The sequence below is a fragment of the Nocardia sp. NPDC041819 genome, assembly GCF_055590505.1.
The window spans coordinates 128,031-153,268 of the sequence record NZ_JBVJAP010000002.1; the positions used below are offsets into that span (position 1 = coordinate 128,031).

Consider the following 25,238-nt stretch of genomic DNA (forward strand, 5'->3'; position numbering starts at 1 on the left):
GTCACCGCCCACTGAATCCGTAGGTTGGAGACCGATGCACTGGCCGTGCGCAAACCGTGCGGCCTGCGCGTCGAGCACGGCGACGTCCGCGCACAGCCGCAGGATGATCGACCCAAGGCGCTGCGGGCGGCACTCGACGTCACCTTCCGCCAGCAGCTGGCCGGACTACTGCCAAGTCGACCGAGCCGCTGGGCGACACCCCTGGATAGTGATCATCGCGAGGGGTTGTGGGCTAAGCCCCACCGTCCTGCGCGGAGGCAGCACCGAGCGATGTCCCACGACCGGGTGCGATAGCACCGGATTGGGCAACGCCACCACCACCACGCGAAGTAATCCCGGGGTGAGCCGCACTGCCCGGCAAGGCATCGTCTGCCTGAGCCGCACCGTCAGGCGCGGTGGCTGTAGGCGGGATTTCATCACCGGGTGCGGTGGCATCGGACCGAGCCGGATCACGGGGTGCGATTGCAGAAGAGATAGACCCATCACCGGGTGGGATAGCACCGTGCGGCGAGACAGCGCCGGGCTGAGCGCCACGAGACGCCGTGGCGGGCTGATCCACACCAGCAGGGGCGATAGCGCCGGCCTGAGCCGCGCCAGGCGACATGCCACCAGCCCCACCGGATGCGGGAGCGCCGGGAGAAGGCGACGCCCCGGGCGGGATTCGTGACGGCGCACCCGCTTCCGGAACCGCCTGCAACATGCGTGAGTAGTCCACGACCTGCGCTCCCAGTGTGGGCGTCACGATGATGACGCCGTTGGTGTAGAGCCGGTAGGTGCCCGCGCGACGCGGCAGGATCATCTCCGGCCCGAGCGGCGTACCGATCGTGCTGGTCGCGCCACCGATACGGCGATACTCGGCATCGATCGCCGACTCGGTGACCGCCGCCTGTTTCCGCGGATCCTCGGGCGGCGCGGTGGTGGTCGACCCGCCGGGCGCGGGGCCGACCTCGAGGGTCCGGATGTCCGCGGGTTCCCCGCCATCGGGCGCGGCCGAGTACTCCGTGCGCAGGATCCGGCCGTCGCGCAGCAGGACCGCTCCGGCCGTTGCCGAGACGGCGGCTGCCGTCCTCGGATCCTCCTGCGCAGTGCCGGGATACCGCTGGCAAGCAGTGGTGTCGCAGGTCTGCGCGTACGGATAGCGCTGTTCGGCAAGGGCATAGGAGCGCGCCGCGATCGCCTGGGCGCGTAAGGCCTCCGCCGCGCCCTTGTCCGCCCAGTTGGGCTGCACCTCCGCCGGGACCACGCCGAGTAGATAGTCCTCGACGTCCACCTGGTTGATCGTGCGAGCCGCGCCGTCCTCGAGGGCGACGCCGAGCGCACCGCGATACGCCGAACCCCCGCACAGCGTGAGATGTTCCGCCGCAGGGCGGTTCGGCCGGGAGTCGACGGGATGGATCCAGGGGTCGTCGGTCGCCGCCTGCCACAGCACGTCACCGTCGCAGCCCGCCGTAACGACCACGCTCGCTCGGCCACCCGGCTGCGGCGTCAGGTGCGCGACCTGACCGGGCGCCACCTCCCTGCCCGCCACGCGCAGGCCGGCGTCCGCGAAGGCGTCGAGAGCCGAGTCGTCCCGCGTCATGAGACGAACCCGGACGGCGGTGGGCGCGACGGTGGTGAGCGTCGCGCCTGGGTAGTAGTGCTCGAGGATGCGTTCGGCTGTCCACCCCGCTCGCGCGTTCTCGAACGCGCCCACCTGGCTCATGCCGCGCCCGTGCCCCGGTCCCGCCAGGGGGCGATATGGAGCGTCCAGCGGATCGCCGGAGCCCGCGAAGAGTGTTCCAGCGACCATTCCGAAGCCGATTAGCAACACAATCGATGTCGAGTGGGGGCGCAGCTGTCGCCGATGCAGGCGCACGACGCGCGATCGCTCCAGAAAAATGCCGTTTACCAGCATTGTTTCGCTCTTGGTGTGCTCAAATTATGAGGCATCCGTTCACTCCCGTGGTTTCCCCAGACGGTCGATCTCGATCTTTTCGGCACGTTCTGTAGATGCGATAGCAATCTAAGAGCTACATTCAGGCAACCACATAATCCTCAACCAGAGGTTTAGTTATGTGGCAAATGTGGCTATTGTGATCATTGCTACATCAGGAAGCAACCCTGAATCACTCATGATCCCTGGTTCGACCTGATTGGAGACGCTCGTGCGGTACCGCAAACCGAAACGTTCCTACGTGCTCCCAGTTGTCACCACCCTCGCGGTAGCTGCCCCACTTGGCACGCTGACGTTCGGCGATTGGACCGACTACCGCACCACCACCAACAGCGAACCGGCCGCCGTAACGACCGAACTCGCCGAGATCGCGCTCACCCAGGCGCCCGATATCGTGCTGCCGCTGCGCGAACTCACCGGGTTGAGCCTGCCTGATCTGCATCTTTCCGATCTGCGCATGCTTCCGATCGCCGAGTCCATTCCGATTCCGGATGGCCCGCCACCACCGGACGCGCGGCTAACGGAAGGAGTACGACTACCCAGCTCGAATTCCGGCCAAACCTCCGGCCCGGAATTCACTCCGAATCCTTCGCCGGAGAGCTCTAATTCCCCAGCCCAGCCCATTTCCCAAGGCAGTGTGCGCTTCATCGCGGAGCCCGACCGGCTCCAGCCGGGCACCACTCCCGACACCCCCGCGCTGTCTCCCGGCGCCGTGACCCCCGAACTGATGAGCCAAGTGGGGGCACAGGTGAAAGAACTCTCCAGCGACACGCCGTTCAGCATGGTCGCGCTCACCGCCCGGCAGTTGGCCGACACCGCGGCCACGATCCGGGCTCGGCAGCCCGACGGCACGTGGGGGCCCTGGTACGACACCGAACCGGTCGACACACACCGCACCGACCGCTCCGGCCCGGGTGCGACCGACGGCACCGAGCCGATCTACGTCGGCGATACGAACGCGGTGCAGGTCCTGGTCACTCGAAAGCAGGCTGCGGCGGGCTCGATTCAGCCGGTGGCGCAGCCCGCACCCAGCGCGGACGACGCGGCGCAGCAACCCGCCCCGCGGTCCGACGACCCGGCCCCCCAGGCCGCGGACCTGACCGCCGTGCTCATCGATCCCGGTCGGGGCGCTGCCGACGGCTCGCTGCACAACGTCGCCGCGGCGCTGCCCGGCGGCGGGCCGAGCGTGATCACCCGCGCCCAGTGGGGCGCCGACGAATCGATCCGCTGCGACGAGCCGACCTACGACGACGGCCTCGGCGGCGTCACCGTGCACCACACAGCGGGCCGCAACGACTACAGCAAGTCCGAGTCGGCCGGAATCGTCCGCGCGATCTACACCTATCACGCGAAAACGTTGGGCTGGTGCGACATCGGCTACAACGCGTTGGTCGACAAGTACGGCCAGGTCTTCGAGGGGCGCTTCGGCGGCCTGGACCGCCCGGTGCAGGGCGCGCACGCGGGTGGGTTCAACGAGAACACCTCCGGCGTCGCACTGATGGGCAACTACGAATCCGAGCAACCGACCGAGGCGGCGATCGAGGCGATCGGCGCCTTCGTGGGCTGGCGCACCAAGATCGCCGGACTCGATCCGAAGGGCAACACCACGATGGTCTCCGAGGGCACCTCCTACACCCCGTATGCCCAGGGCGAGGCGGTCCAGTTGCCGGTCGTCTTCGCGCACCGCGACGTCGGCAACACCACCTGCCCCGGCTACGCCGCGTACGCGCTGATGGATCGGATCCGCGACATCGCCGCCGGTACGCCGGGTGCGTCCGGCGGGCAGGACAGTCGACCCCCGGCGTCCGGCGAATCCGATGTGGCGAACCTCGCCGCGCTGACCACGAAGCTGCTGAACATGGTGCAGGAGAACATCATCGCCAGGCACTGGTCTCGGTCCGGCGGACCGAACGGCCCGCTCGGCGCCGTCCGCTCGGACGTGCTGCCCGCCGCGGAAGGCCGGCAGTACGCGAAATTCTCCAACGGTTACGTCTACACCGCGGCCGACGGACAGGTCGTCGAGGTGCTCGGCACCATCCTGGATCGCTTCCTGCAACTCGGCGCCGACACGGGTGTCCTCGGACTCCCGCTGCGGAACGCCTACCCGGTGCCGGACGGCCTGCGCGCCGACTTCGAACGCGGCTCGCTGATCCTCAACCAGCTCACCGGCATCGTCACGACCGTGTGGAAGACCTACAACGACACCTACCGGGAGGAAACCCACCGGAACCCGATCGCGGGCCAGGTGAGCGCGCCGATTCCGCCCAACGCGCCTGCTCCGGCCGCATCGGTTCCGGGCGGCGCTCCGGATCAGGGTGTTGCCCAGGCTCCGGCCGCTCGGACTCCGGGCAAAGCCCCGGCCCAAGGCGGTGCCCAGGCTCCGGCCGCTCAGACTCCGGGCAGCGTCCCGCCCCAAGCTCCGGCCGCCCAAGCTCCAGGCAATACTTCGCCCCAAGGCGGTGCCCAGGCTTCGGCCGCCCAAGCTCCAGGCAATACTCCGCCCCAAGGCGGTGCCCAGGCTCCGGCCGCCCAAGCTCCAGGCAATGCCCCGCTCCGAGCTGACGCCCCGGCCGCTGTGCCCGCTCCGCCGATCGCTCCCGAAGCAGGAACCCCGCTCATCACCCGGGCTCCGACAGAGTCAGGCGCTCGCGCCCCGATCGGTCCGTCCCCGGCGGAACTTCAGCAGGTGGACGCCATCCGGCCGTCACACGGTCCGGGGCCCACGGTTGCCGACCCAGCCCAAGCCGCATCCTCGCAACCCTCACCCGAGGACTGATCGCGAACCACTCAGCAGGTCACACTGATTCGGAGCCCGCGCCACGGCGCGGGCTCCGCCTGTGTACCACCGCTACATCCACCAGCGTTCGAGAATTCGCGCGACTCCGTCGTCGGAGTTCGATTCGGCGATCTCGTCGGCGGCGGCGATGGCCTCGGGGTGGGCGTTGCGCATCGCGACGCCGTGGCCCGCCATGGTGAGCATGGGGACGTCGTTGGGCATGTCGCCGAACGCGACGATGGTGGACTCGTCCACGCCGAGCCGCTGCGCGACCACCGCAAGCCCGGCGGCCTTGGTGATGCCCGGCGCGGACAGTTCGATGAGCCCGTGCTCGGTCGAGTAGGTGATGTCGGCTCGCTCACCGATCAGCGGGGCGAGCACGGTGCGCATGTCCGAGCTGCGCGCGCCGGGTAGCCGGATCAGCATCTTGATGGCGGGCGCGTCGATGACCTCCTCGCGGGCGACCGAGGTGTCGTCCGGGTTGAGCCAGGCGTGCTCGTACTGCGGCGAGCTGACGAACTGCGGGGTCACCGCGTCGTGCGCGCGCTCGCCGACACGTTCGGCCGCCAGACCGCAGCCCGGCAACGCCCGCTCGGCGACATCGGCGAGCCAGGCGAGCGTCGGCACGTCCAATGTCATGCTGGCCAGCACCCGGTCGGCGGCGCTGTCATAGATCACCGCACCGTTGCCGCACACGCACAGCGGGGCGTAACCCAGGCCCTGCACCACGGGATCGATCCAGCGTGGCGGACGCCCCGTGGCCAGGACGAACGGCACACCGTCGGCGATCAGAGCGCCTACCGCTGCCTTGGTCCGCGCGGTGACCCGCTCGTCGTGATCGATGAGCGTGCCGTCCACATCGGTGGCGACCATCTTCGGCTTGGGCAGGTGCAGGGGCATCACCCATTCCATCCTGCCGGACGACGCCCGTCCGGTCCTGCGGGCCGGCGTCCGGCCGAACCTCGGACATGCCCGGATGTCGTGTGGCACGCGCGCCGCCGACCACGTCCTTATGATCGGGGACTAATACCGACGCTGGCCCGTCCAGCCGAAAGACCAGAGGACTGATGACCGGCTTCCTGCTACGACGCGCGCTCAACTATGTCGTGCTGTTGCTGCTGGCTTCGTTCCTGACGTTCAGCCTGGCGTCACTGACGTTCCGGCCGCTGGACAGTCTCGAACAACGCAACCCGCGTCCGCCACAGGCAGTGATCGACGCCAAGGCCGAGGAGTTGCATCTCAACGACCCGATTCCGCAGCGCTATATCACCTGGCTCGCTGGCATTCCGCACGGCGACTTCGGCACCACGCTGGCCGGTCAGCCGGTCAGCCGGGAACTGCCGCGGCGGGTCGCGGTGAGTCTGCGCCTGCTGATCGTCGGATCCCTGGTCGGCACGGTGCTGGGCGTACTGATCGGCGCCGCGGGCGCGATCCGGCAGTACAAGTTCAGCGACTACTTCACCACGGTGGTGTCGCTCCTGGTCTTGAGCACCCCGGTGTTCCTGCTCGCGACGCTGCTGAAATACGGTGCGCTGGAGATCAACTCCCTCACCGGGTCGCAGATCTTCCTCTATACCGGCGAGACGTCGGCGAACAAGATCGAAGGGTTCGGGCCGCAGCTGCTCGACCGCGTCCAGCACCTGATCCTGCCCACCACCGCGCTGGCCCTCGGCGCCATGGCGGGCTACAGCCGCTATCAGCGCAACGCCATGCTCGACGTGCTGCAGAGCGATTTCATCCGCACCGCTCGCGCCAAGGGCCTCACCCGAAGCAAGGCGCTGTACAAGCACGGCCTGCGCACGGCGCTGATCCCGATGGCCACACTGTTCGCCTACAGTCTCGGCGCCCTGATCACCGGCGCGACGTTCACCGAGAAGATCTTCGGCTGGCACGGTGTCGGGGAGTGGCTGGTCGACTCGATCAACGCGCAGGATCTGTACGTCGTGGTGACGGTGACCGCGTTCGCCGGCCTGGTCGTGCTGGTGTCGGGTCTGCTCTCCGACATCGTGTACGCGATTCTCGACCCCAGGGTGCGTGTGGGATGACCGAAGCCGAAATCATCGTCCAGGGCGCCCCGGAAGTCACCGCGACCGGACGGCGCAAGCTGGTTTTGCGGCGCTTCCTGCGTAACAAGCCCGCCGTCGCCGGTGGATTGATCCTCATCGCGCTGTTCGTCGCGAGCTTCGCGCTGCCGCCCTTGCTGGCCTACGACTACCAGGAACTGGACTACACCGCCCTGCTCAAACCGCCGAGCGCGAAACATCCGTTCGGCACCACCCAGATCGGTCAGGACGTGCTCGCGCAGACTCTGCGTGGATTGCAGAAATCGCTGGTCATCGGCTTGTGCGTCGCGCTGTTGTCCACCACGATCGCGGCCACCGCCGGTTCGCTGGCCGGATTGCTCGGCGGCTGGACCGATCGCGCGATCATGTGGCTGGTCGATCTGCTGCTTGTGGTCCCGAGTTTCATCATCATCGCGCTGTTCGCGCCGCGCACCAAAGGCAGCGGTTCCATCCTGCTGCTGATCCTCCTGCTGTCCTGCTTCGGCTGGATGATCTCGGCGCGAATCGTGCGCGGGCTGACATTGAGCCTGCGTGATCGCGAATTCGTCCGGGCCGCGCGGTACATGGGAGCGCCCACCCACACGGTGATCTTCAGTCACGTCCTCCCGAATATCGCCTCGATCCTGATCATCGACACCACCCTCACCGTCGGCTCGGCGATCATGGCCGAAACGGGGTTGAGCTTCCTCGGTTTCGGCGTGCAGCCGCCGGACGTGTCGCTCGGTTCGCTGATCGCCGCGGGCACGAAATCAGCGTTGACCTATCCCTGGCTGTTCCTGTTCGCGGGTGGTCTGCTGATCATCACCGTGCTGTGCGCCAACCTCGTCGGTGACGGGCTGCGCGACGCGTTCGATCCCGGCGCGAAGCGGGCTCGGTCGAAGAAGAAGGCGAAAGCATGACAAGCGCAGTAGAAACCGAGAAGACGGCCTCGACCGCGCCGCTGCTGGAGATCACCGATCTGCGGGTGAGCTTCCCCAGCGAGGAGGGCCGGATCGACGCGGTCCGCGGCGTCACTTACACGGTGTCCGACGGCGAGGTGCTCGGCATCGTCGGTGAATCCGGCTCGGGGAAGTCGGTGTCTTCGCTGGCGGTGATGGGATTGCTGCCGGAGCAGGCGCGGATCACCGGTTCCATCCGGTTCCGCGGACGCGAACTGCTCGGGCTCGGTGATCGCGAATTGTCCAGGCTGCGCGGCAGTTCCATCAGCATGGTGTTCCAGGACCCGTTGTCGGCGCTCACGCCGGTGTACCGGGTGGGCGATCAGATCGCCGAAGCCCTGCTGGCGCACGGCAAGATGGGCAGGCGCGAAGCCGCGAAGCGGGCGGTGGAGCTGCTCGACCTGGTCGGCATCCCGGACCCGGAGGTGCGGGCCAAGGCGTTTCCGCACGAGTTCTCCGGCGGCCAGCGCCAGCGCGTGGTCATCGCGATGGCGATCGCGAACGATCCGGCGCTGATCATCTGCGACGAGCCCACCACCGCGCTGGACGTGACGGTGCAGAAGCAGATCTTGAATCTGCTGCGCAAGGCGCGCGACATCACCGGCGCGGGCGTCATCATGATCACCCACGACATGGGCATCGCCGCGACCCTGGCCGACCGCGTCGCCGTCATGTACGCGGGCAGGATCGTCGAGACCGCCACCGCGGCGGACCTGTTCAGCGCGCCGCGAATGCCGTACACCGTCGGTCTGCTCGGTTCGATTCCGCGCATGGACGGTCCGCCGCGGCAGCCGCTGATCCCGATCGTCGGCGCGCCGCCCGCTATGCACGCCCTGCCGCCTGGCTGCTCGTTCGCACCGCGCTGCCCGGTGGCGATCGACGAATGCAGAGCCGCCGAACCCCCGCTGGAGGCCGTCGAACCCGGGCATACCGCCGCATGCATTCGCACCGCAGAGGTCGGCGCCGACGACTTGTTCGAGGCCTACCGCCGCGAGATCGCCGAGCCGGACGCCGTGGCGGAGGTGGAATCCGATGTGGTCTTGCGCGTCAAGGATCTGGTGAAGATCTTCCCGATCACCTCGGGTGTAGTACTGCGCCGCCGCACGGGGGAGGTCAGGGCAGTCGACGGTATCAGCTTCGAGGTCCGCGGCGGGCGCACCTTGGCGCTGGTCGGGGAGTCCGGCTCCGGCAAATCCACCACGCTCACACAGATTCTCGATCTGATACCGCCGCAGTCGGGCGCCATCGAGATCATGGGCAACGATGTCGCGTCGCTGAGCAAGGCGCGCAAGCGGGAGATCCGCCGGAAGATGCAGATCGTCTTCCAGGACCCCACCGCCTCGCTGGACCCGCGCCTGCCGATCTTCGACGCGATCGCCGAGCCGTTGCGCATCGACGGGCGACCGCGGTCCGAAATCGTCCGCCGGGTCCCGCAGCTGCTCGAGCAGGTCGGGCTGCGCCCTGACCATGCCGACCGCTATCCCGCGGACTTCTCCGGCGGCCAGAAACAGCGCATCAGCGTCGCCCGCGCACTCGCGCTGGACCCGGAGCTGTTGGTGCTGGACGAGCCGGTCTCCTCGCTGGACGTCTCGATCCAGGCGGGCGTGCTCAACCTGCTGCGCGATCTGCAGACCGAGCGCGGGCTGTCCTACCTGTTCGTCTCGCACGACCTGTCGGTGGTGCGGAATCTGGCCCACGACGTCGCCGTCATGTATCGCGGCAAGATCGTGGAATACGGCCCGGCGGAGCAGATATTCGCTGATCCTCGGCACGAGTACACCAGGGCGCTGATCGACGCGGTGCCGGTTCCAGCAGTCAGCCGATAGTCAGGAGGGTGCGATGCGTATCCGTTTCGACCGAATGCGGTGGACTGCGGGCTTGGCGGCGTTCGCGCTGATCGCCGCGGGCTGCGCGACCGGCGCCGACGATTCGGCGGCGGGACTGTCCGACGCACTCGGCACCACCAGCGACATCAACCCCAAGAACCGCGACGAGGTGCGCGAGGGCGGCAATCTGCGCCTGGCGGTGACCAGCTTCCCGGCGAACTGGAACACCCTGTCCAATGACGGGAACGACGGCGAGATCGCCGACATCGAGCGCCCGCTCATGCCGCGCGCGTTCGACGTCGACGCGGCGGGCAATCTCACCGTGAACAGGAACTACTTCACCGATGTCGCGCTGACCGGCGCCGATCCGCAACAGGTCACCTACACCATCAATCCCGCGGCGGTCTGGTCCGACGGCACGCCGATCACCTGGGCGGACATCGCCGCGCAAGCACACGCGCTCAGCGGGCGGGACAAGCGCTTCCTGATCGCGATCACCAACGGCTTCGAGTTCGTCGACAAGGTCGAGCGCGGTGTGGACGACCGGCAGGCGGTCCTCACCTTCAACCATCCCTATGGCGAATGGCGCGGACAGTTCGCGGGCAACTCCTCGCTTTTCCCGAAATCCGTGACGGCGGACCCGGAATCGTTCAACAAGGGACTCGTGGACCGTCTCGGCCCCAGCGCGGGCCCGTTCGTCGTCCAATCCACCGACCGCGTCCAGGGCCGGATCGCGCTCGGCCGTAATCCCAAGTGGTGGGGTGAGACGCCGAAACTGGACACCATCACCTACAGCGTGCTGGATCAGGCGGCCTGGGCGAGCGCCCTGCAGAACAACGAACTCGACCTCGTCCGGCTCGGCTCGATCGATGAGGTCAAGACGGTCCGCAACACCAGCGGGCTGGTCATTCGCCGCGCCCCGGGTAACCGCTGGCGCCACATCACCTTCAACGGCGCACCCGGCTCCATTCTCGCGGACGCGCGCCTGCGCGTGGCGATCGCGAAGGCCATCGACCGGCAGGGCATCGCGACCGCGACCCAGAACGGGCTGGTCGAGAATCCGAAGCCGTTGAACAACCACATCTTCCTCCAGGGACAAGACGGGTATCAGGACAATTCGGCGCCGGTGGCGTACGACCCGGACCAGGCGGCACAGGAACTCGACGCGCTCGGCTGGAAGCTCAACGGCGACGTCCGTGAGAAGGACGGCCGCAAACTGGAAATTCGCGACGTGATGTACAACGACCCGCTGTGGGTCCAGATCGCGCAGATCATCCAGCAGAATCTGGCCCGCATCGGCGTGCGGCTGACCATCGACACCAAGCCCGGCGCCGGTTATTTCACCGACGTCATCATTCCCGGTGATTTCGACGCCGCACAGTTCATCTTCTCCGGGGACGCCTTCGCGATGAGTTCCATCCGGCAGATCTACTACTACGACCCGAACGATCTGCAGGGCAACTACGGTCGCATCGGTTCGCCCGAACTCAACGCCCTGATCGAGCGAACGCTGACCGAACTCGATCCGAAGAAGGCGATCGAACTGGCCAACGAGGTCGACCGGAAAGTGTTCGAGGAAGGACATTCCCTGCCGCTGACCCAGTCCGACGGCAGTTTCGGCGCCCGCGCGGATCTGGCCAATATCGGCTCTCCCGGCCTGGCGTCCTACGACTACACCAAGATCGGATTCGTGCAATGAGACCAGTACAGCCAATACGGAACCGCCGGTGGCGGACACGCGATGTGATGGTCGGGGCTCTCACCGTGGGCACGGCGCTCGCGCTACTGGTCGGCTGCGGCTCGGGCGACAGCGAGGTGAAGTCGGGTTCCAACGCGCTGGGTTCGACCAACGACATCAATCCCCAGGAGCCGAGCGCACTGCGCGACGGCGGCAACCTGCGTCTGGCCATCACGAATTTCCCCGCGACGTTCAATCCGCACCACGTCGACAGCGACTATGACCTCTCCGAAGTCGTCGACTGGACGTTGCCGGGGCCGATCACCTCCAACGCCGCGGGCGAATTGTCGATCGACCACAATTTCTTCACCGACATCGCGCTGACCGAGACCAACCCGCAGCGAGTTGTCTACACCATCAACCCCAAGGCGGTCTGGTCCGACGGCAGCCCGATCACCTGGGAGGACCTGCGGTCCCAGGCGGAGGCGCTGAGCGGCCGCAACACGGAGTACCGGGTCTCCGCGACTCAGGGCTACAGCCGGCTGGCCGGCGTCGAGCGCGGCGTCGACGACCGCCAGGCAATCGCCACCTTCGGACAGCACTACGCGGAGTGGCGGGGCCTGTTCAGCCAGCTGATGCCGAAGGAATCGACCGAGACGCCGCAGGCGTTCAACGAGCGTGACCGCAACGGGCTCGCCAAGTCGGCGGGACCGTTCGTGATCACCTCCGTCGACCGGGCGCAGCAACGCATCGTGCTCAGCCGCAACCCGAAATGGTGGGGCGAGACGCCGAAACTCGACACCGTCACCTACAGTGTGCTCGACTATTCGGCCCGTCTCAACGCCTTGCAGAACAATGAACTCGACGCCATCGATATCTCGGGCATCGAGGAGGTCAAGTCCGCGACCAACTCACCGGGCATCATCGTGCGTCGTGCTTCGCGTCCGTACAATTCGCACATCACGTTCAACGGAGCGCAAGGGTCGATTCTCGCAGATCCCCGCCTGCGCGTCGCAATCGCGAAGGCGATCGACCGGCAGGGCGTCGTCACGGCGCTGCAGAACGGGATCGTGGAGAATCCCAAGCCGCTGAACAACCACATCTACCTCGACGGGCAGAAGGGCTACCAGGACAACTCCGCGGTGATCGCCTACAACCCCGACGAGGCGGCCCGCATGCTGGACGAACTCGGTTGGAAGCTCAACGGCGACGTCCGCGAGAAGGACGGGCGCAAGCTGGTGATCCGGGATGTGATGTTCCAGCAGGACACCTGGGTGCAGATGGCGCAGATCATGCAGCAGAATCTGGCTCGGGTCGGGGTGAAACTCGAAATCCAGACCTTCCCCGGCAACGGCTTGTTCACCGATGTCATCGACCCGGGCAACTTCGACATCGCTCAGTTCAGCTGGCAACGAAGCATTTTCCCGCTCGGCGCGCTGCCCCAGATCTACGCCTACGACCCAGCGAATACGCTCAGCAACAAGGGACGGATCGGGTCACCCGAACTGAACGCGCTGATCGACCAGACCATCTCCGAACTCGACCCCGAGAAGGCGATCGAGCTTGCGAACAAGGCCGACCGGATGATCTTCGAGCTTGGTCATTCGGTGCCCGTCGCGCAATCGGCCGGCAACGTAGCGGTCCGTGCGGGCCTGGCCAACTTCGGCGCCTTCGGGCTGGCTTCCACGGACTACCTCCGGGTGGGCTTCGAGAAGTGAGGTCGTTTCCGTAGGACGCAACGAGCAGGAAGGATCACCATGCGGATTACCTCTGCGTGTGCCCGGCTGGCCTTATCGCTGGTCGTCGTAGGGCTGGCAGTCACCGGCTGTGGCGATGACAACGGAGTGACCCCGGGCTCCAGCACGGTCGGCAGCACCAACGACATCAACCCGAGGAACCCGAGCGAACTGCGCGACGGCGGCAACCTGCGGCTGGCACTCTCCAATTTTCCGGAGACTTTCAACTATCTGCACGTAGACGGCGGAACGGAAACTGTCTTCTACATCGCCGAAGCGACGATGCCCGCCGCCTTCGTCAGCGACGCGGCGGGGCAGCTGAGCGTCGACCACAACTTCTTCACCGATATCAAGCTGACCGGCACCAGCCCGCAGCAGGTGGAGTACACCATCAATCCGAAGGCCGTCTGGTCCGATGGCTCGCCGATCACCTGGGAGGATCTCCGGTCTCAGGCGAATGCGCTCAGCGGTAAGGACAACGCGTTCCTCGTCTCGGCCACCGGTGGTTTCGAACGGGTCGGCAAGGTCGAGCGCGGCGCCGATGACCGGCAAGCCGTGGTGACCTTCGATCAACCCTATGGCGAATGGCAAGGGCTGTTCAGCCCGCTGTACCCGAAGTCGGTCACCGCGACCCCCGACGCCTTCACCAACGCGGCCAGGAACGGGCTGCCGCAAAGTGCGGGCCCCTTCGTGGTCACCTCCATCGACCGCAGCCAGAATCGCATCGTGCTCGGGCGCAATCCCAAGTGGTGGGGCGATACGCCGAAGCTCGATTCCGTCACCTTCAGCGTGCTCGACCATTCGGCCTGGCTGCCCGCGATCCAGAACAACGAACTCGATATCGCGTACATGTCCGGCATCGAGAACGTCAGCGCGGCGCGCAATGCCGCGAACGTGGTCATCCGGCGCACGCCCGAGCCGACCTGGTCGCACATCACGTTCAACGGAGCACCCGGTTCCCTGCTCGCCGATCCGCAGCTGCGAATCGCCATCTCCAAGGCGATCGACCGGCAGGGAGTGGTCACCGCCTCGCAGCACGGCGTCGTCGACGATCCCAAGCCGCTGAACAACCACGTCTTCGTGTCGGGGCAGAAGGGCTACCAGGACAACGCGGCGCCCATCGCCTACGACCCGGACGAGGCGGCCCGCATGTTGGACGCCCTCGGGTGGAAACTCAACGGCGACGTCCGCGAGAAGGACGGTCGCAAGCTCGAACTCCGCGACGTGATGTACCAGCAGGATCAGTGGGTGCAGACCGCGCAGATCGTGCAGCAGAACCTCGCGAGGGTCGGAGTGAAGCTGAGCATCCAGACCGTGCCGGGCACCGGTCTGTTCACCAACGTCATCGACCCCGGTAACTTCGATCTGGCCCAATTCAGCTGGAACGGCAGCGTTCTCCCACTGAGCGGACTGCGGCAGATCTACTACTACGATCCGAACAACCTGCAGGGCAACAAGGCGCGGATCGGTACCCCGGAACTCAACGCGCTGATCGACCGGACACTCTCCGAGCTCGACCCGGACAAGGCCATTCAGCTGGCCAACGAGTGCGATCGGATGATCTTCGAAGAGGGCTACTCCATCCCGCTGCACCAGGCGGCGGGCACCTACGCGGCCCGGACCGACCTGGCGAACTACGGTGCGTTCGGCCTCGCCTCGCGCGACTACACCAAGGTCGGCTTCCTGAAGTGAGTTCTGGATCGGGCCACCCGCTGGCCTATCCGGTCACGGTGACGTTCGGCGCCCTCGCGGTCTGTGCCGCTTGGGCGCCGTTCGGCACGTTGGATCAGGTGGCGGGCATAGTGGCCGTCGCGTTCGGCGTGGCCGGGTACACCGCGTATCGGCTGTCGGTCGCCTTCGGCGTACTTCCGTCGTGGCGTTCGGGCCCCGCGCAGACCGTGCGGGTCACCCGCGTTCGCCAGCAGCACCAGCTGGTCAGCCGATCATGGTTGCAAATCGACGGCACGGGTCGTTCACGCTGGCTTCCGGTGTACTTCGACCCGGCGCTGCTCACCCTCACCGAAACCGAAGGAGAACTCACCGACCGCACAATGCACGTCGGCGGGCGACGCTGCTACCCGTCCGGCCGCATCAGCGCCGTCGAACCGCCCGGCCGTCTCCTCGACAACCCCAGCCGCCCCGATCCCGACGCGGTCACAATCGTCGGGAAGGTCACCCGGCGGAGCCGCCGTCTGCTGCTCGACGCGCAATCCGCCGTCGCCGCCCCCATCGCGGCACTCCTGTGGGTCTACATCGATGGAGGAGGCCTCGCCGCCTTCATCGCCGCCCTCACCATCGCGGCCGCGTGCTCGATCTGGCTCTCCGCCATTCGAGGATCCGACCCCAGCTGACTCCGCACCCGGCGGTATCTCGGCGACTATGCGAGCGTCAGCGCCATCAACGCTTCATCCGGCACTTCGATACTCAGGGATCTGCACTTCGAATACGAACGAGCGATGCTAGCTCGCCCGGTGGCAAACCTCGTAAGAGTACTTCCGCGAGACTATCCCCTCTTCGAAGCCGCAGGCGCGGTAGACGCGCCGTGCGCTGTCGTTGGCCGGATCGACACTGAGATAGATGCGCTCGATCGCACGGGTTCGTGCCGCTTCGGTCAGAACGTGCTGGGTGAGGGTGGTGCCATACCCTCTGCCTCGAAACTGCTCCGCCCCGGACTTCGCCGCCACTGGTCTGACCACTTGACCTCCTGACCATCAGCGCCCATAGTGGACCCATGGCGTTGCAACCTGTGGTCAAACGGTCGGTGTCGGCGGATGTGTTCGAGCAGATCGCCGCGGATGTGCTCAGTGGCGAGCTGGCGCCGGGGGCGACCTTGCCCAGTGAGCGGCAGTTGGCGGAGGCGCTGGGGGTGTCCCGGCCCGCGGTTCGGGAGGCCCTACAGCGGCTGGCGGCGGCCGGGCTGGTGGCCGTGCGGCAAGGAGACGCGACGACCGTGCTGGACTATCGGCGCGGTGCGGGGCTCGAGGTGCTGCCCAGGTTGCTGGTGCAGGCCGGGGAACTCGATCCCGCTGTCGCGCGCAGCATTCTGGAGGCTCGCCTGCACAACGGTCCGAAGGTGGCGGAGTTGGCCGCGCGCCGCGTCGGCGCAGTCGGCGCGGAAGAGATTCGCCCTCTGCTGGAGAGCTCGGTCGAGGCGCTCGCCGCCGAACCGGACCTGATCGCCCAGCAGCGGCACGCGATGGAGTTCTGGGATCACGTCGTGGACGCGGCCGACTCGATCGTCTTCCGGCTGATGTTCAACATGTTGCGCGCCGCCTATGAACCAGCGCTCGCGGCGCTGGCCCCGATCATGTCCGCCGAGGTGGGCAACGTCGAGGCGTACCGCGAACTGGCCGCCGCCATCGCGGCGGGCCGGCCGCAGAAGGCCGCCACCACCGCTCGGGCGCTGCTCGAGCCGGCGACCACCGCTCTGATCGAGGTCCTCGGTGGACCGGCGGTCACGCACAGCTAGGAACCATCATGACCAAATCCAAGACATCCGACCGGGAATCGGCCGACGCGCGGGCGCGGGTGCGCAGGGACGAGCGGGCGCTGCGCCGCGGACTCACCCTGGGTCAGGCATTCGAGGAATTCCTCCGGCACCCTTCCCCGTGGATGATCGGAACCCCGCTGGTCGGCGCACTGATCGCCCGGATCGTCGTCGGCGACTGGCAGCCCACCGATCTGCTGGTGCCCGCCGTGATGCTGGCGTTCTTCCCGATCTTCGAATGGATCGTGCACGTCACCGTGCTGCATTGGCGGCCACGGCGGCTCGGCTCGATCGCGCTCGACAGCGAACTGGCTCGCAAGCACCGCGAGCATCACGTGGATCCGCGCGACATCCCGCTGGTCTTCATCCCGACCAAGACGCTGGCGGTGCTGGTCGTCGTGTTGATCGCGCTGGCGGCGTTCGCCTTCCCCCGCGCGGGCCTGGGACTGACCTTCCTGATCACCATCACCCTGCTCGGCCTCGGCTACGAGTGGACGCACTACCTGATCCACACCGACTACAAGCCGAAACGCTCGCTCTACCGGGCGGTGTGGCGCAACCATCGCCACCACCACTACAAGAACGAGCACTACTGGTTCACGGTTACCAGCTCCGGCACCGCCGACCGCCTCTTCGGCACCTATCCCGACCCGGCCACGACCGAAACCTCACCCACCGCGCGGAATCTCCACTCGGCCTGACGGGAGCCCCTGGGATCACTTGGTGGTCGGAAAGTGTGTCATCGATGCGAGATGAATCGTGCCGACGAGCACCGACCCCGCCACCTGCCCGGGGATCCGCCGCCACAGACCTATCACCGCATCTCCGACCCGACACACCCCGGCGACGGCGGCGATTGTCGACGAACTGGACCGCGACCTGCGGAATTCACTCGATCAGCAGGACGCGGCGGCGGTGCACACCGCGCTGACGCACTTCATGACCAAGCTCCAGCGCTGACCGAGTGCCGCCCGAGTCGCCGCATCGCACCGGCGGCGATCGGAAGTTCTACCGCGCGGCGAGCAAACGCTCCGCGATCGCACCCGCCCGGGAGGCCGCATCCGGATTCCCCTCGCGAACAGCGGTGACGATCGCTCCGTCCACCAGCAACGCGAGTTCTGCGGCCATTCCCGAAGCATCGGAGCAACCCGCCTCGGCGAGAAGTTCGGACAGGTAATCGATCACCCGCCGCTTGTGCCGATCGGCGACCTGATGCGCGGCGCTCTCGCGATCGGCGACCTCGACCATGGTGTTGATGAACGCGCAGCCGCGAAAGTCCTTGCGGGCGAATCGGTCGGCCAGGGCGTCGAAGACCGCCAGCGGGCGGGCGGCAGGATCGCCGGTCTTCGCCTCGACCGATTCCCGCAGCCAGCTCAGCCACCGGCGATCACGATCTTCCAGCACCGCGACGACAAGTTCGTCCTTGCTCGCGAAGTGGCGATAGAAGGACGCGCGGCCCACGCCCGACTCCTGGAGCAGGCGGTCTATGCCGACAGCTCGAATGCCTTCGGCGTAGAAGAGCTCTTCCGCCGTGGTGAGCAAACGCTGCTTGGCCTGAGTTGCCATGACGTCACGGTAGCAGTACGGAACCGATCAGTACCATCCGACTTGACCAATACGGAACCGATCAGTACCGTCCAGTTTCGGCACCGATCGGTACCATCTTGTTCGAGCTGGAGGCTTCGATGTCCCGCCTGCCCCTTGTATCCCCCGACTCCGCCGATGCCGAGCAAGCCGACCTGCTCACCGAGGTACAGCGCCAGCTGGGCCGCGTCCCGAATCTCTACGCCGCTATGGCGAACAGTCCCGCCACACTGCGCGGATACCTGAATCTGCGCGACGCACTGACCAGGGGAAAGCTCTCCGCCCGAGTGCGCGAGCAACTCGCACTGCTGGTCGCGGACGAGAACGGCTGCGACTACTGCACCGCCGCGCACACCATGCGTGCCGAGCGGATGGGCTTCACCGAGCAGGCGATCGCCGACACCCGCGCGGCGCGCGCCGAGGACCCGCACGCCGACGCGATCCTGCGCCTCGCTCGCGACGTGCTGCGTTCCCGCGGCCGGATCGACGACGCCGCGCTCGCCGCGGCGCGCTCACGCGGCGTCAGCGATGCCGAACTGAGCGAGATCGTCGGCCATGTCGCGCTGAACGTCTTGTCCAACTACTTCAACCACGTCGCCGAGCCGGAACTCGACTTCCCGCCCGCGGCGCCGACGAAAGGCACCGTGGTCGAGGCGAAATGGCGGTCCGCGGGCAAGGTCGTGCTGGTCGAGGGTTACTCCCTGCTGGACCTGGAGGGGCGGAGCGTGCGCAGCGTCGATGACGTCCGAATCGCCATCGAGGGCGGGTTTCTGCACGTCAAGGTCTCCGATGCGGCCGAAGTACAGGTGGTTTCGGCTCCGGCGGTCGCCCTGGTGACCTACCCCGCCTCCTGATACTCGACCAGCGAGCCCGGTCCGCGATCCATCGCGGACCGGGCTTTCTTCTGCGCCAGGCTTGACAACCAGATACCCTAGGGGGGTATGGTAAAAGAATCAGCAGCACCGCACGAGGAGAACACGATGAGCACCAGCACCGTGACCGTCACCGGTATGACCTGCGGCGGTTGCGCCGCCTCGGTCCGCACCGAGATCGGCCGCATCTCCGGCGTCGATTCCGTCGCCGTCGACCTCGCAGACGGCCTGGTGACCGTCGAGAGCGCGACTCCGATCGATCACGCCGAACTCACCGCGGCCGTGGCCCGCGCCGGCTACCCGGTCACCGACTGACGGACGGAGCACTCCGATGAACGCATCCACCAAGTTCGGCGGTTTCGCCCTCGGCCTCGCCGCGGTCTTCGGGATCGCTCTCGCGGCCGGTTCGCTCATCGGGCCGGAACCCGCAGCCCGTGACTCGACCGCACACGCCGCCGACCAGGGCGAACTCAACTCATCACCCGGAGGAATGATGGCAACCGACCGCGGCTACACCCTGCGGCTGGACACCGCCCAGACCAGCGCCGCGGCGAACGTACCGCTGCGCTTCACGATCCTCGACCGCGACGGAAAACCCGTAACCCGGTATGTGCGCAGCCACGACAAGGATCTTCACTTGATCGTCGTGCGCCGCGATATGGCCGCCTTCCAGCATGTGCACCCGGTGCTCGACGGCAACGGAACGTGGAGCGTCCCGCTCGACCTCACTCGCGCCGGTGATTACCGGGTGTTCGCCGACTTCACCCCCGAGGGCGGCGACAACCTGACACTCGGCGCGGACCTGCGGGTGGCGGGCGTCTACGACCCACAGAAGCTGCCCGCGACGGCTTCCACCACCACCGTGGGCGACTACACCGTCACACTGGAGGGCGCTGTCGTCCCGGGCCGGGCTTCACAGGTGACGCTGTCGGTGAGCCGGGCGGGCAAACCGGTGACCGATTTGCAGCCCTACCTCGGCGCTTACGGCCACCTGGTGGCCCTGCGCGCCGCTGACCTGGGTTATCTGCACGTCCATCCGGAAGGCCACCCCGGCGACGGCGTGACCGCGCCCGGCCCGGGCATCACCTTCGCGGTGACGGCGCCGAGCGCGGGCGACTACCGCTTGTTCCTCGACTTCCAGCACGAGGGTGTGGTCCGCACCGCCGAATTCACCCTGACCGTCACGCCGGGCACCCCCGCCGTAGACGCCTCCACTCACAACGAACACACTGGTCAGCAGCAGGCGCCGGACGGCCACGCGCACTGACCGACGACCGTCCGCGCACAGAACGGAGCACCCACGATGACCACCGCGACACAACCGCCCCCCGCCGGGCAGGTCGAACTCGTGATCGGTGGAATGACCTGCGCGTCCTGCGCCGCCCGGATCGAGAAGAAGCTCAACAAGCTCGACGGCGTCACCGCGACGGTCAACTACGCGACCGAGAAGGCCCGGGTCGAGGTCACCGGCAGCGTCTCGCCGGACGAGCTGATCGCCACCGTCGAACAGGCCGGTTACACCGCTGTCCTGCCCGCCCAGCCGGAGCGCTCGGAGGAGACCGAGACCGAGGACGATCCCGCCGCCGCCCTGCGCACCCGCCTGCTGGTGTCGCTGGCGCTGTCGGTGCCGGTGATCGCCATGGCGATGATCCCGGCGTTGCAGTTCACCAACTGGCAGTGGCTGTCGCTGACCCTGGCCGCCCCGGTGGTGGTGTGGGGCGCGCTGCCGTTCCACCGTGCGGCATGGACCAACCTGCGCCACGGCACCGCGACCATGGACACCCTGGTCTCGATGGGGACGCTGGCCGCACTGGGCTGGTCGCTGTACGCCCTGTTCTGGGGCACCGCGGGCACGCCGGGCATGACGCATCCGTTCGAGTTCACCATCTCGCGGATGGACGGCACCGGCAGCATCTATCTCGAGGCCGCGGCGGGCGTCACCACGTTCATCCTGGCCGGACGCTTCTTCGAGGCGCGCGCCAAGCGGCGTGCGGGCGCGGCGCTGCGGGCTCTGCTCGAACTGGGCGCCAAAGAGGTCTCGGTGCTGCGCGACGGAACCGAGCAGCGTATTCCGGTGGAGCAGCTGACCGTCGGCGACCGGTTCGTGGTGCGTCCCGGCGAGAAGATCGCCACCGACGGCATCGTGACGGAAGGTTCCTCGGCCGTCGACGCCTCGATGCTCACCGGTGAGTCGGTGCCGGTGGAGGTCGGCAGAGACGACGTCGTGGTCGGCGCGACCGTCAACGTCGGCGGACGGATCGTGGTGCGTGCCACCAGGATCGGTTCGGACACCCAGCTGGCGCAGATGGCGAAGCTGGTCGAGGACGCGCAGACCGGCAAGGCGCAGGCCCAGCGGCTGGCCGACCGGATCTCCGGGATCTTCGTGCCGATCGTGATCGCCCTGTCGGTCGCGACGCTGGGCTTCTGGCTCGGCACCGGCGGATCGGTTGCCGCGGCCTTCACCGCGGCGGTGGCCGTGCTGATCATCGCCTGCCCGTGCGCGCTCGGGCTGGCCACGCCGACCGCGCTGATGGTCGGCACGGGTCGCGGCGCGCAGTTGGGCATCCTGATCAAGGGCCCGGAGGTGCTGGAATCGACCCGGCGGGTGGACACGATCGTGCTGGACAAGACCGGCACCGTCACCGCGGGCAAGATGACGCTGCTCGATGTCGTCCCCGCCGAAGGCGAGCAGGTCCCCAGGATTCTGGAACTGGCCGGAGCGCTGGAGGATTCCTCGGAACACCCGATCGCCCAAGCCGTCGCCAAGGGCGCCCGCGAGCGGGTGGGCGAGCTGAAGCCGGTCGAGGATTTCGCCAACGTCGAGGGCCTGGGTGTGCAAGGCATGGTGGACGGCCACGCGGTGCTCGTCGGCCGCGCCCGGCTGCTCGCCGACTGGTCACAGCATCTCGACGACGATCTGACACAGGCGATGCGCGCGGCCGAAGCCGAAGGCAAGACCGCCGTCGCGGTCGGCTGGGACGGCAAGGCGCGCGGTGTGCTCGTGGTGGCCGACGCGGTGAAACCGACCTCCGCCGAGGCGATTTCCCAGCTGCGCGCCCTCGGTCTCACCCCGATCATGCTGACCGGCGACAATCGGGCCGCCGCCGACGCGATCGCCGCGCAGGTCGGCATCTATGAGGTGATCGCGGAAGTGCTGCCGCAGGACAAGGTCGACACCGTCAAGCGGTTGCAAGCCGAGGGCAAAGTGGTGGCGATGGTGGGCGACGGCGTGAACGACGCCGCGGCGCTGGCCCAGGCCGACTTGGGCCTGGCCATGGGCACCGGCACCGACGTGGCCATCGAGGCGGGCGATCTGACCTTGGTGCGCGGCGACCTGCGGGCGGCGGCGGACGCGATCCGGCTGTCGCGCCGCACCCTCGCGACCATCAAGGGAAATCTCTTCTGGGCCTTCGCCTACAACGTGGCCGCGATCCCGCTGGCCATGGCGGGCCTGCTGAATCCGATGCTCGCGGGCGCCGCGATGGCGTTCTCCTCGGTCTTCGTGGTCAGCAACAGTCTGCGGCTGCGCGGCTTCCGCTCCACCGCGAACTGACGAAAACACCGGACGGGACGGCACACGTAGTGTCGTCCCGTCCGGGCATCCGCCAGGAGGTCTCCATGTCGGCAATCACCGAAGGCGCGGCGCGAGCCGCGCGGCATCCGGCGGCACGAGCGGCGGCCAGATGTCTCGCCGCATGCCTGCTCACGACCGCTGCTCGAGTTCTACGCTCGAGCGCCGCGGATTCCGGCAAAGCATGCGCATAACGCCATGGGCGAGCGTACCCCTGGCACACCGAAATCCGAAATGAAATCTCGCTCAGCCGCGAAGGGTGGTGACCGTGACCAGCGATGGCTGGACGGGCGACCCGTACACCTCGATCGACACCCCGCCGGTCGGGGTTTCGCTGGCCCACCGGGCGTGCTCGGTGATCCCCTCGCCGAGCAGAGCTTTCGCTCCGGGAGACCAAGCGACGGCAACCTGGCTCAGCGCCGGTCCGAGGTTCAGGTTCGCGATCGCCGCGGACTCACCGTTGTCGAAGTAGACCTCCGTGCCGCCGGGGAAGGGGTTCACCGCGACCGCGGACGCACTCGCGCCGCCGAACGCGGCGGCCGATCCGCCCGCTACGACCGCTACCAAGACCGTCATGACCCGTTGACGCATCCGAATTTCCTTTTCGTGTAAGCACACCGGCCGACCGGCCGGTCTTGTCACCCTTGCCGAGCAGGCACCGTTCGGCAATTCGATGTGGCGCTGATCACAGGTACCCTACGACGTGCGCTCGTCGGCCACGAAGTTACCGGCGTAATCGGTGGCCCATTCGGCAAAACTTCGGGCACGCCCGAGAATTCGGGCCACATCGTCGGTGACGATCGCATTGTGGCCCGCGCGCACATATGCCTGCCCGGCCAGCGCACCGTCGGCGAATTCGGCGGACATTCCGGACGCGAGCATATGTGCCCTCGCTTCGGTTTCGGGAATATCGGTCACGTCGACGGGGCGGCCGGTGACAGTAGCCAGAATGGCGGCCAGGTCGTGCGTGGTCAGCAATTCCGGCCCGGTGAGGGTGTAGATCCGTCCGGCGTGATCGGCGGAGGTCAGCGCCTCGACCGCCACCCCGGCGACGTCGCGTGGATCGATGACGCCTTGCGCCGCGGCACCGGTCATGTTCGGCACCGGCTGCCCGGCACGGATCGCGGCGGCCCAGCTCAGCGTGTTGGAGGCAAACGAGCTGGGGCGCAGGATGGTCCAGTCGACGCCGCTCTCGCGCGCGGCCTGCTCACCCGGCAGATGCCAGGTTCCGACCCGGCCGAGGCCGGTATCGCCGGTACCGATCGCGGAGAGTTTGACGATCCTGCCGACTCCCGCGTCCCGCGCTGTCGCGATCAGCGCACGGTCGGTCTCCGCGTACTCCGGACCCAGCACGCCGACGATGAACGCGGCCTCCGCACCGAGCATCGCCTTCGCCATGGACGCGGGGTCGGTGTAGTCGCCGCGCACCACATCGACGCCTGCGGGCACCTCGGCCCGGTCCGGGTCACGAGTGACAGCGCGGATCGCGGTTCCGCGCATGCTGAGCTGCCGGACGATTTCACTGCCGATGGTGCCGGTCGCACCGGTGATCACGATCATGGGAACCACCGTGCCGGGCATTCGCGCAGGTCTCTAGGAAATTCCGGCACACCTGCGGGAGGCGCGACTGCTTACAGTGGATGCCGTGACCACCCTGCCGCGCCCGCCCGTCGTGACCGCCGAACGGGTCGAGACGTCCGAGCCGGCGCCGGAGTCGCTGCGCCCGTGGCTGGCCGAACTCGGCCGCATCCCGACCGTGCTCGACCTGTCCGAGCCGTTCGCGCATGTGCCGCAGACCGCCACCACGATCGTGCTGCGCACCGAGCACGCCGATATCGGTGACCGCCGTGTCGCGCTCGTCGTCGGGCCGCAGACCAAGGCGAGCTACTCGCGCGCGAGCAAACCCGCGGGCTGTGTCCGCTTGCGGCTCGCCCCGGGCGCGGTCCCGGCGCTGCTCGGCGTTCCGGCGGCCGACCTCACCGATCGCGTGCTCCGGCTGGACGATCTGCCCGGCCCGGTCGGGCAGCTGGCCGCCGCGCTGATCGAACTCGACCACGACGAGGTCGTGCCGTACCTGGAGAACGAGCTGCCGCGCCGCATCCCCGACGATCCGCCCCAGCGTGCCCGCCGGGGACTGCTCGCCACCGCCGTAGCCGCCATCGCCGCCGACCACCCACTCTCGGTCACCGAGCTGGCCGTGCGCCTCTCCGTCAGCGAACGCCAACTCCGCAATCTGTTCACCAACGGAATAGGCGTTTCCCCCAAACACTTCGCGCGCATCGACCGACTCCGCCGGGTCCTGTCCCGGACCGACGACGCATCGTTGGCCGATATCGCCACCGGCACGGGCTATTACGACCAGTCCCACATGACAGCCGACTTCCACAGCCTGATGGGCGTCCCACCCACCTCCTACCTCCGAGGTGAGGTCCCGGCCCCCTCGCCGTGCCGCGCACTCACCCGTCTCCGCTGATCGGGGCGACATCGCGTTCGTTCCCGTCGAAACGATGCACAACGCGAGCTGACCGACCGCTCTTTCCCGGGCAGTGCACTTACCTGCCTCCACCGACCTGGCGTGCCGCACGCTCGCAATACAGACGTTCGCAAGGCAGGCGGGGTAAGCCTTCTGCGCCGTCGGGAAGGATTTCGACCGCGTCGGGGTAATGGGCGTGCCGCCATTCGCGCGCGAAGGTCATCGCCGCCGTGACGCATGCGGCGAAATCCATTCGCAGACCGTGCAGGAACACACTCACGTGGACGTCGTCCGATGGATT

At 67.5% G+C, this 25,238-nt stretch carries 23 protein-coding genes; 16 read left to right on the forward strand and 7 right to left on the reverse strand.

The window, feature by feature from the left end; genetic code table 11:
• Positions 1-232 precede the first annotated feature (232 nt).
• Entirely contained in the window at positions 233-1,789 is a 1,557-nt protein-coding gene (locus tag ACZ6DL_RS07470) for an LGFP repeat-containing protein (protein ID WP_466049743.1), read from the reverse strand.
• 355 nt (positions 1,790-2,144) lie between these two features.
• On the opposite strand from ACZ6DL_RS07470, the gene ACZ6DL_RS07475 reads away from it, so the two are divergent.
• Entirely contained in the window at positions 2,145-4,709 is a 2,565-nt protein-coding gene (locus ACZ6DL_RS07475) for an N-acetylmuramoyl-L-alanine amidase (protein ID WP_466049745.1), read from the forward strand.
• Positions 4,710-4,781: 72 nt separating this feature from the next.
• Here ACZ6DL_RS07475 and ACZ6DL_RS07480 read toward each other — a convergent pair whose 3' ends face one another.
• Positions 4,782-5,621: an HAD family hydrolase gene (locus tag ACZ6DL_RS07480; protein WP_466049747.1), complete on the reverse strand. Its 840-nt coding sequence runs from the start codon at positions 5,619-5,621 to the stop codon at positions 4,782-4,784.
• Between the two features lie 155 nt (positions 5,622-5,776).
• On the opposite strand from ACZ6DL_RS07480, the gene ACZ6DL_RS07485 reads away from it, so the two are divergent.
• Genes ACZ6DL_RS07485 through ACZ6DL_RS07515 form a run of 7 tightly spaced genes read left to right on the forward strand, consistent with a single transcriptional unit; the run spans position 5,777 to position 15,301 of the window.
• On the forward strand, positions 5,777-6,754 hold the full coding sequence (locus tag ACZ6DL_RS07485; RefSeq protein ID WP_040864240.1) for an ABC transporter permease: 978 nt from the start codon (positions 5,777-5,779) through the stop codon (positions 6,752-6,754).
• Positions 6,751-7,671, forward strand: a complete 921-nt coding sequence (locus ACZ6DL_RS07490; protein ID WP_466049749.1) for an ABC transporter permease — start codon at positions 6,751-6,753, stop codon at positions 7,669-7,671. Before ACZ6DL_RS07485 ends, ACZ6DL_RS07490 begins: the two co-directional genes overlap by 4 nt.
• Positions 7,668-9,536 (forward strand): ABC transporter ATP-binding protein, encoded by a 1,869-nt coding sequence (locus ACZ6DL_RS07495; protein WP_466049751.1) that lies wholly within the window; start codon positions 7,668-7,670, stop codon positions 9,534-9,536. The genes ACZ6DL_RS07490 and ACZ6DL_RS07495 overlap by 4 nt, the downstream gene beginning before the upstream one ends.
• 13 nt (positions 9,537-9,549) lie before the next feature.
• Positions 9,550-11,235, forward strand: a complete 1,686-nt coding sequence (locus tag ACZ6DL_RS07500; protein ID WP_466049753.1) for an ABC transporter family substrate-binding protein — start codon at positions 9,550-9,552, stop codon at positions 11,233-11,235.
• Between the two features lie 47 nt (positions 11,236-11,282).
• Entirely contained in the window at positions 11,283-12,932 is a 1,650-nt protein-coding gene (locus ACZ6DL_RS07505; RefSeq protein ID WP_466050463.1) for an ABC transporter family substrate-binding protein, read from the forward strand.
• A 39-nt stretch (positions 12,933-12,971) separates the two neighbouring features.
• Positions 12,972-14,642 carry an ABC transporter family substrate-binding protein gene (locus ACZ6DL_RS07510; protein WP_466049755.1) on the forward strand — a complete coding sequence of 557 codons (1,671 nt, stop codon included), beginning with the start codon at positions 12,972-12,974 and terminating at the stop codon, positions 14,640-14,642.
• Positions 14,639-15,301 (forward strand): hypothetical protein, encoded by a 663-nt coding sequence (locus tag ACZ6DL_RS07515; RefSeq protein WP_466049757.1) that lies wholly within the window; start codon positions 14,639-14,641, stop codon positions 15,299-15,301. The genes ACZ6DL_RS07510 and ACZ6DL_RS07515 overlap by 4 nt, the downstream gene beginning before the upstream one ends.
• A gap of 108 nt (positions 15,302-15,409) precedes the next feature.
• Here the strand turns inward: ACZ6DL_RS07515 and ACZ6DL_RS07520 are convergent, their stop codons facing one another.
• Positions 15,410-15,646 carry a GNAT family N-acetyltransferase gene (locus tag ACZ6DL_RS07520; protein WP_466049759.1) on the reverse strand — a complete coding sequence of 79 codons (237 nt, stop codon included), beginning with the start codon at positions 15,644-15,646 and terminating at the stop codon, positions 15,410-15,412.
• A 35-nt stretch (positions 15,647-15,681) separates the two neighbouring features.
• Between ACZ6DL_RS07520 and ACZ6DL_RS07525 the strand changes: the two genes are divergently transcribed.
• From ACZ6DL_RS07525 to ACZ6DL_RS07535, 3 genes are read left to right on the forward strand one after another with little or no spacing between them, the layout of a single operon-like run.
• A complete protein-coding gene (locus tag ACZ6DL_RS07525) occupies positions 15,682-16,419 on the forward strand; it encodes a FadR/GntR family transcriptional regulator (protein WP_466049761.1) in 738 nt (245 codons plus the stop codon).
• 8 nt (positions 16,420-16,427) lie between these two features.
• A complete protein-coding gene (locus tag ACZ6DL_RS07530) occupies positions 16,428-17,138 on the forward strand; it encodes a sterol desaturase family protein (protein ID WP_466049763.1) in 711 nt (236 codons plus the stop codon).
• Between the two features lie 58 nt (positions 17,139-17,196).
• Positions 17,197-17,397, forward strand: a complete 201-nt coding sequence (locus ACZ6DL_RS07535) for a hypothetical protein (RefSeq protein ID WP_466049765.1) — start codon at positions 17,197-17,199, stop codon at positions 17,395-17,397.
• Between the two features lie 48 nt (positions 17,398-17,445).
• Here the strand turns inward: ACZ6DL_RS07535 and ACZ6DL_RS07540 are convergent, their stop codons facing one another.
• Positions 17,446-18,003 (reverse strand): TetR/AcrR family transcriptional regulator, encoded by a 558-nt coding sequence (locus ACZ6DL_RS07540; RefSeq protein ID WP_466049767.1) that lies wholly within the window; start codon positions 18,001-18,003, stop codon positions 17,446-17,448.
• Between the two features lie 119 nt (positions 18,004-18,122).
• Here ACZ6DL_RS07540 and ACZ6DL_RS07545 point away from each other — a divergent pair, with 119 nt between their 5' ends.
• The 4 genes from ACZ6DL_RS07545 (at position 18,123) to ACZ6DL_RS07560 (ending at position 22,446) form a co-directional block, all read left to right on the forward strand.
• Positions 18,123-18,875 (forward strand): carboxymuconolactone decarboxylase family protein, encoded by a 753-nt coding sequence (locus tag ACZ6DL_RS07545; RefSeq protein WP_466049769.1) that lies wholly within the window; start codon positions 18,123-18,125, stop codon positions 18,873-18,875.
• A 126-nt stretch (positions 18,876-19,001) separates the two neighbouring features.
• Positions 19,002-19,208 (forward strand): heavy-metal-associated domain-containing protein, encoded by a 207-nt coding sequence (locus tag ACZ6DL_RS07550; protein WP_466049771.1) that lies wholly within the window; start codon positions 19,002-19,004, stop codon positions 19,206-19,208.
• A gap of 16 nt (positions 19,209-19,224) precedes the next feature.
• Positions 19,225-20,160 (forward strand): hypothetical protein, encoded by a 936-nt coding sequence (locus tag ACZ6DL_RS07555; RefSeq protein WP_466049773.1) that lies wholly within the window; start codon positions 19,225-19,227, stop codon positions 20,158-20,160.
• Between the two features lie 36 nt (positions 20,161-20,196).
• The gene (locus ACZ6DL_RS07560; protein WP_466049775.1) at positions 20,197-22,446 is read left to right on the forward strand and encodes a heavy metal translocating P-type ATPase; all 2,250 of its coding nucleotides are present in this window, start codon (positions 20,197-20,199) and stop codon (positions 22,444-22,446) included.
• 264 nt (positions 22,447-22,710) lie between these two features.
• Here ACZ6DL_RS07560 and ACZ6DL_RS07565 read toward each other — a convergent pair whose 3' ends face one another.
• Together ACZ6DL_RS07565 and ACZ6DL_RS07570 are read right to left on the reverse strand one after the other, a co-directional pair.
• Positions 22,711-23,055, reverse strand: a complete 345-nt coding sequence (locus ACZ6DL_RS07565; RefSeq protein WP_466049777.1) for a hypothetical protein — start codon at positions 23,053-23,055, stop codon at positions 22,711-22,713.
• Between the two features lie 105 nt (positions 23,056-23,160).
• Positions 23,161-24,024, reverse strand: coding sequence for an SDR family oxidoreductase (locus ACZ6DL_RS07570; protein WP_466049779.1), 864 nt, complete (start codon positions 24,022-24,024; stop codon positions 23,161-23,163).
• 85 nt (positions 24,025-24,109) lie between these two features.
• On the opposite strand from ACZ6DL_RS07570, the gene ACZ6DL_RS07575 reads away from it, so the two are divergent.
• Positions 24,110-24,937, forward strand: a complete 828-nt coding sequence (locus ACZ6DL_RS07575; RefSeq protein WP_466049781.1) for a helix-turn-helix domain-containing protein — start codon at positions 24,110-24,112, stop codon at positions 24,935-24,937.
• A 79-nt stretch (positions 24,938-25,016) separates the two neighbouring features.
• Here ACZ6DL_RS07575 and ACZ6DL_RS07580 read toward each other — a convergent pair whose 3' ends face one another.
• Positions 25,017-25,217 (reverse strand): hypothetical protein, encoded by a 201-nt coding sequence (locus ACZ6DL_RS07580; RefSeq protein WP_466049783.1) that lies wholly within the window; start codon positions 25,215-25,217, stop codon positions 25,017-25,019.
• Between the last annotated feature and the right edge of the window lie 21 nt (positions 25,218-25,238).